Below are 5,412 nucleotides of genomic sequence, written 5' to 3'. Positions count from 1 at the left end.
CCCGGCCGAGTGGCGGGAACAGCCCGGCCGCGACGATCAGCGCCCCGGAGACGAGGAAGGCACCCACCGCCACCGGCCATCCGCCCGGCGGCGGCCCGGTCGCCACCAGCAGCGCCGCGCCCGGTGTGGACCAGGCCGCGCTCATCGGCATCCGGTACCGCAAGCCCAGCCAGGCGGCGACGAGCCCGCTCGCCACGCAAAGAGCGAGCAGGCCGGACGCGGCCTGTGCGTCCGACGCACCCGCCGCCCGGAGCCCGGCCAGCACGACGGTGAACGAGCTGGCGAAGCCGACCAGCGCGGTCACCACCCCCGCCAGCACCGGTTGCACGCGTCCAGCCACGCCACCCTCCCGACTGTTCCGTTTACGGAACGGAAGCGTGTAGCACGATAGCCGGGTGCCGCACCCACCACCAGCCCCGCGCCCCGGCCTCGACGTGGATCCCGCCGTCGTCGGCCGCCGGGTCCGCGCCCTACGCGAGGAGCGGGGAATCTCGCTGTCCACACTCGCCCGGCTCGCCGGTGTCGGAAAGGCCACCCTCTCCGGCCTGGAGCACGGCACCCGCAACCCGACCCTGGAGACGCTCTGGGCAGTCACCGCGCAGCTCGGCGTACCGTTCACCGCCCTGCTGGCCGAGCCAACGGCCGAGCCCACCGTGCACGGCACCGCGGTCACCGCCACCCTGCTGGAGGTGTTCACCGACACCGACGCGACCTACGAGCTGTACCGGATGCGGGTCGCACCCGGCGTCGTACAGCTCTCCCCCGCCCACGCGCCGGGAGTCACCGAACACGTCACCGTCTTCGCCGGGGTGCTGCGCGCCGGGCCGGCCGACGCACCGCTGACCGCCCCGGCCGGCGGTCACCTCCGCTGGGTGTCGGACGTGCCACACAGCTACGCGGCGGTGGGCGAGGAGGAGGTCGCCGCCAGCCTGCTACTGCGCTATCCGCGCCACTGAGGCCCGGCCGATCGGTCACACACCGTCGGGCCGTCGACGAAAATCGCAATCATTTCTCGACCTAGGTAGGAGGCGTAGAGACGAATGCGGGTTGTTCTTGGCAAGCTTGACCCCATGACGCTGATCCTCCGCTCGGTCATCCTCAACGACATCGGCTTGGTGCGCACCAACAACGAGGACTCCGCCCTCGCCGGTGACCGCCTGATCGCCGTCGCCGACGGCATGGGTGGGCTGCCTGCGGGCGAGGTGGCGAGCGAGATCGTGATCCGGATCCTGGACGAGCTGGCTCCGCCCACCGACCCCGACGGTGCCGCCGACGCACTGCGTGCCGTAGTCAGCACCGCCAACCAGCGCATCCACGCCGCGATCACCGTCGACCCGAGCCGGGACGGCATGGGGACGACGCTCACCGCGGCGCTGCTGGCCGGGGAGACGCTGGTGCTGGCCCAGGTGGGCGACTCCCGCTGCTACCTGCTGCGCGACGGGGAGCTGACCCAGCTCACCCGGGACGACACGTTCGTGCAGTCGCTTGTCGACCAGGGCACCCTCTCTCCCGAGCAGGCCCGCCACCACCCGCAGCGGTCCCTGGTGACCCGGGCCGTGCAGGGCGCCGACACCCCACCCGCGATCGGTGTGCTCACCGTCGTCCCCGGTGACCGGCTGCTGCTGTGCAGCGACGGGCTCTCCGACTACGTCGAGGACGAGGCCATCGCGACGGCCCTGGGCATGTACGCCGACCGCCAGCAGTGCGGTGAGCAGTTGGTGAAGCTGGCCCACCACGCCGGCGCCCCGGACAACGTCACCGTCGTGGTCTCCGACGTCGTCGCCCGCTGACCCGCACGGCGCACTCGGCAGCTCGCCCGAACCGGCCGGTTCGGGCTCTGCCGCCACAGTAGGTGGTTGTGCCATCTAGCTTGCGCCGCTACTGTCCGACGCGTGGATTCCGACCGGCGCGGGCAGTGGTTGCGGGGGGTGCTCGACATCTGCGTCCTGGCCCTGCTGTCCGAAGGCGAGTCCTACGGCTACCAACTGGCCCAGGCGCTCGACGCGGCGGGCGTCGGGCCGATCCAGGGCGGCACGCTCTATCCCGTGCTGCTGCGCCTGCAGAAGACCGGCCTGGTGACCGCGCAGTGGCGGGAGGGCAGCGCCGGGCCGGCCCGCAAGTACTACCGGCTCACCGACGACGGGTACGCGGCACTGCGCGCCGGCGGCAGCGCCTGGCTCACCTTCGTCGGGCCGGTGAACGACATCGTCACGAAGGGGGTCACCCGGTGAACGCCGACGATTGGCTGCGTACGCTCACGGCCGAGTTGCACCAGCGCCGGGTCGCGGCGGACGCCGCGCGGCACGTGGTCGCCGAGGCCGCCACGCACCTGCGCGAGGGAGGCGGCGACCCCTGGGTCGTCTTCGGTCCACCCCAGCAGTACGCGGGCGCGGTCGTGGAGAGCATCGGCACCGCGCCCGGACCGCGCCCCGGGCCGGTCCGGCTGCACGCGGCGGGCATCACCAAGAGGTACGGACGGCGAACCGTGCTGCGCGATGCCACGCTGACCGTCCGGGCCGGACAGATCGCGGCGGTCGTGGGCGCGAACGGCTGCGGCAAGAGCACCTTCCTACGGATCTGCGCCGGGCTGATGTCACCGGACGCCGGCGAGGTGACCGTCTCCGGGCGGCTCGGCTACTGCCCGCAGTCCGGCGGCACCGCCGACTTCCTGCTCGCCGACGAGCACTTCGTGCTGGTCGGCGCCGGTCAGGGCGTGGCCCGGGGCCCGGCCCGCCGCGCCGGCCGGGCGGCGGCCCGTCAGCTCGGTTGGGAGGCGGGCGGGGACGTGCAGGCCCGCCACCTGTCCGGCGGCACCCGACAGAAGCTCAACCTGACGATGTCCACCCTCAGCGCCCCCGACGTGCTGCTGCTCGACGAGCCGTACCAGGGCTTCGACCAGGGCACGTACGTCAACTTCTGGGACCAGCTCAGTAGGTTGCGCGACGCCGGCACGGCCATCATCGTGGTGACCCACCTGCTCAACCAACTCGACCGGGTGGACATCGTGCTCGACCTGACCCCGGCGCGAGAGACCGGGTGGCACGCGCCCGGCATCCAGGGAGGTCGCCCGTGAACCGGCTCGTCACCGTCGCCGAGATGACCCTGCGGGAGCTGCTGCGGCGTCGGGGCGTACTCCTGCTGTTGTTGTTGATGCCGTTGACCTTCTACCTGATCCGGCGGGACGCCTACCTCGGGCAGTCGGTTCGGTCGCTGCTGCTCGGCGTGGGCTGGGCGGTGAGCACCGCCGCGCTCTTCGCCACCACCGCGGCACGCGAGTTGGAGCCGAGGCTGCGGCTGGCCGGTTACCGCCCACACCACCTCTATCTCGGTCGGATGCTCGGCCTGTGGACGGTGGGGCTGGTCATCTCCGTACCGTTCTTCCTGCTCCCGATGATCGACGGCGCGGACCTGCGGTACGGCGGCCTGGCGGCGGCGCTGCTCTGTTCCGTCGCGGTGGCGGCGCCGTTCGGGATGCTGATCGGTGCGCTGCTGCCCCGCGAGTTGGAGGGCACGCTGCTGCTGCTCACCGTGGTGACGGTGCAGATGCTGATCGACCCGGCCGGGTCCGGGGCGAAGTTGACGCCGTTCTGGTCGAGCCGGGAGATCGCCACCTGGACTGTCGACAACACCGACCAGGGCTACCTCTCCCGTGGGCTGCTGCACGGCTTCGTCGTCACCGCCCTGCTGGCCGTGGGGGTGGCCGCGGTGGCAAGCGTCCGCCTGCGCCGCCGCCGGCACCTGCGGCACCTGCCGGTCGGCTGACCGCCGAAGGCGCGGCGGATCGGGCCAATCCGGTTGCTGCCACCCCGTGCGGCGGGTTGAGATAGGCGAATGACCATCCGCCGGGTGACCGACGACGACCGTCTCACCACCAGCTTCCCGCTGGCCGCGTACGCCTTCGAGTCCTCGCCGCTCAGCGCTGCCCGGACCGCGGAGTTCCGCGACTACCTGCCCTACAACCAGGGCAACCGGACGCTGATCGCCGAGGAGGACGGCACCACGTTGGCCGCCGTCTCGGCTATCCCCATGCGACAGAACCTGCGCGGGGTGGTGCTGCCGATGGCCGGTGTCGCCGGGGTGGCGACCCATCCGCTGGCCCGCCGGCAGGGACACGTCCGGACGTTGCTGCACCAACTCCTCGACGAGATGCGCGACGAGGGCCACCCGATCAGCGCGCTCTATCCGTTCCGGCCCAGCTTCTACGCCCGGTTCGGCTACGTCGGGCTGCCCAAGCCACGCCGGGCCACCTTCACTCCGGCCAACCTGGGCTCGCTGCTGCGGGTGGACCTGCCCGGCGAGGTGAGCTGGGAACGCATCGCCGCCGGCTATCCGGCGTGGCGGTCGTTCACCGAGCGCAACCTCCAGGAACGACACGGCTTCGCAATCTTCCCCGACTACCGGGCGATCGGGATGCGCGACCGTGACGAGTACTGGCTGCTCACCGCCCGGGTCGGCGGGGAGGTCACCGGCGCGGTGACGTACCGGATCGACGAATACGGCGGCACAATGCACGGCAACGAGCTGCTGGTCACCGACCCGCTCGCGCGGACGCTGCTGTTGCAGTTCTTCGCGCGGCACGTCGACCAGATCGAGCGGGTCACCGTCCAGGTTCCGCCCGACGAGTTGCCCGAGCTGTGGCTGCCCGACCTGGACGTGCACGTCGAGGCCCGCACGGCCGTGCCGGGTTCGTCAGCGCCGATGGCCCGGCTGCTGTCGCTGGACGCGTTGAGCGGGCTGCCCGCCGGCCCGGGCCGGGTACGGATCGAGCTGACCGGGGACCGCTGGCTGGCCGGCACCCACCTGCTCGACGGCACGACCGGCGCGCTGGAGTTGGTCGACGACACCACCGGCCGCGCGCCGACCGCCACGCTCACCGCCGCCGGGCTCTCCGCCCTCGCGTACGGGGTGCTGGACCCGGCCGAGCTGCCGCTGCGCGGTCTGGGTGAGGTGCCGGCGGACGCCGCCACGGAGCTGCGCGGCCTCTTCCCCCGCCGGGTGCCGTACCTCTTCGCCGACTTCTGAGCCCTCCTCACAATCGGGTTTGTCGCCTCGGCAACCGTGGGTACGGTCCCGCAAATGCCGGAGTGGTTACAGGCGGGTGGATGGGGGCTGCTGGCCGGGTCGGCTCTGCTGGTCGGGGCGGCGGTCGGCTGGTTCGCCCGGGTGCCGCAGCGCGTCATCGCGTCGATCATGGCGTTCGGCGCGGGGGTGCTGCTCTCCGCCGTGTCGTTCGAGTTGATCGCCGAGGCGCACGCGCAGGGCGGGTTGCTGCCCACCGCTCTCGGCGCTGCCGTCGGTGCGCTGGTCTACACCCTGGCCAACGTGGTTCTCGCCCGGCACGGCGCTCGGCACCGGAAGCGGTCCGGCGACCAGCAACCCTCCGAGAGCGAGCAGCCCGGCTCCGGGTCGGCG

The 5,412-nt window shown here is 72.4% G+C and carries 8 protein-coding genes; 7 read left to right on the top strand and 1 reads right to left on the bottom strand.

What is annotated here, in order from left to right:
* Positions 1–502: benzoate/H(+) symporter BenE family transporter (locus PSH25_RS27795; RefSeq protein WP_238661852.1), on the bottom strand; the 502-nt coding region annotated here is incomplete at its 3' end.
* Here PSH25_RS27795 and PSH25_RS27790 point away from each other — a divergent pair.
* From PSH25_RS27790 to PSH25_RS27760, 7 genes are all read left to right on the top strand, one after another.
* Positions 396–956, top strand: coding sequence for an XRE family transcriptional regulator (locus PSH25_RS27790; RefSeq protein ID WP_238661851.1), 561 nt, complete (start codon positions 396–398; stop codon positions 954–956). The genes PSH25_RS27795 and PSH25_RS27790 overlap by 107 nt on opposite strands.
* A gap of 114 nt (positions 957–1,070) precedes the next feature.
* Positions 1,071–1,790, top strand: a complete 720-nt coding sequence (locus tag PSH25_RS27785) for a PP2C family protein-serine/threonine phosphatase (RefSeq protein ID WP_238661850.1) — start codon at positions 1,071–1,073, stop codon at positions 1,788–1,790.
* 102 nt (positions 1,791–1,892) lie between these two features.
* Positions 1,893–2,231: a PadR family transcriptional regulator gene (locus tag PSH25_RS27780; RefSeq protein ID WP_238661849.1), complete on the top strand. Its 339-nt coding sequence runs from the start codon at positions 1,893–1,895 to the stop codon at positions 2,229–2,231.
* The gene (locus PSH25_RS27775; RefSeq protein ID WP_238661848.1) at positions 2,228–3,073 is read left to right on the top strand and encodes an ABC transporter ATP-binding protein; all 846 of its coding nucleotides are present in this window, start codon (positions 2,228–2,230) and stop codon (positions 3,071–3,073) included. The genes PSH25_RS27780 and PSH25_RS27775 overlap by 4 nt, the downstream gene beginning before the upstream one ends.
* Complete coding sequence (locus tag PSH25_RS27770; RefSeq protein WP_238661847.1) at positions 3,070–3,762, top strand: ABC transporter permease; 693 nt, start codon at positions 3,070–3,072, stop codon at positions 3,760–3,762. The genes PSH25_RS27775 and PSH25_RS27770 overlap by 4 nt, the downstream gene beginning before the upstream one ends.
* A gap of 84 nt (positions 3,763–3,846) precedes the next feature.
* On the top strand, positions 3,847–5,022 hold the full coding sequence (locus tag PSH25_RS27765) for a GNAT family N-acetyltransferase (RefSeq protein WP_308193744.1): 1,176 nt from the start codon (positions 3,847–3,849) through the stop codon (positions 5,020–5,022).
* A gap of 54 nt (positions 5,023–5,076) precedes the next feature.
* The coding region (locus tag PSH25_RS27760; RefSeq protein WP_372492862.1) for a ZIP family metal transporter at positions 5,077–5,412 on the top strand (336 nt) is incomplete at its 3' end.

This window comes from Micromonospora foliorum, assembly GCF_022229015.1.
In the GTDB taxonomy this organism is placed as follows: Bacteria; Actinomycetota; Actinomycetes; order Mycobacteriales; family Micromonosporaceae; genus Micromonospora; species Micromonospora foliorum.
Note: the sequence above shows the minus strand (reverse complement) of the source record. Positions and strands in the feature narration are given on the sequence as shown.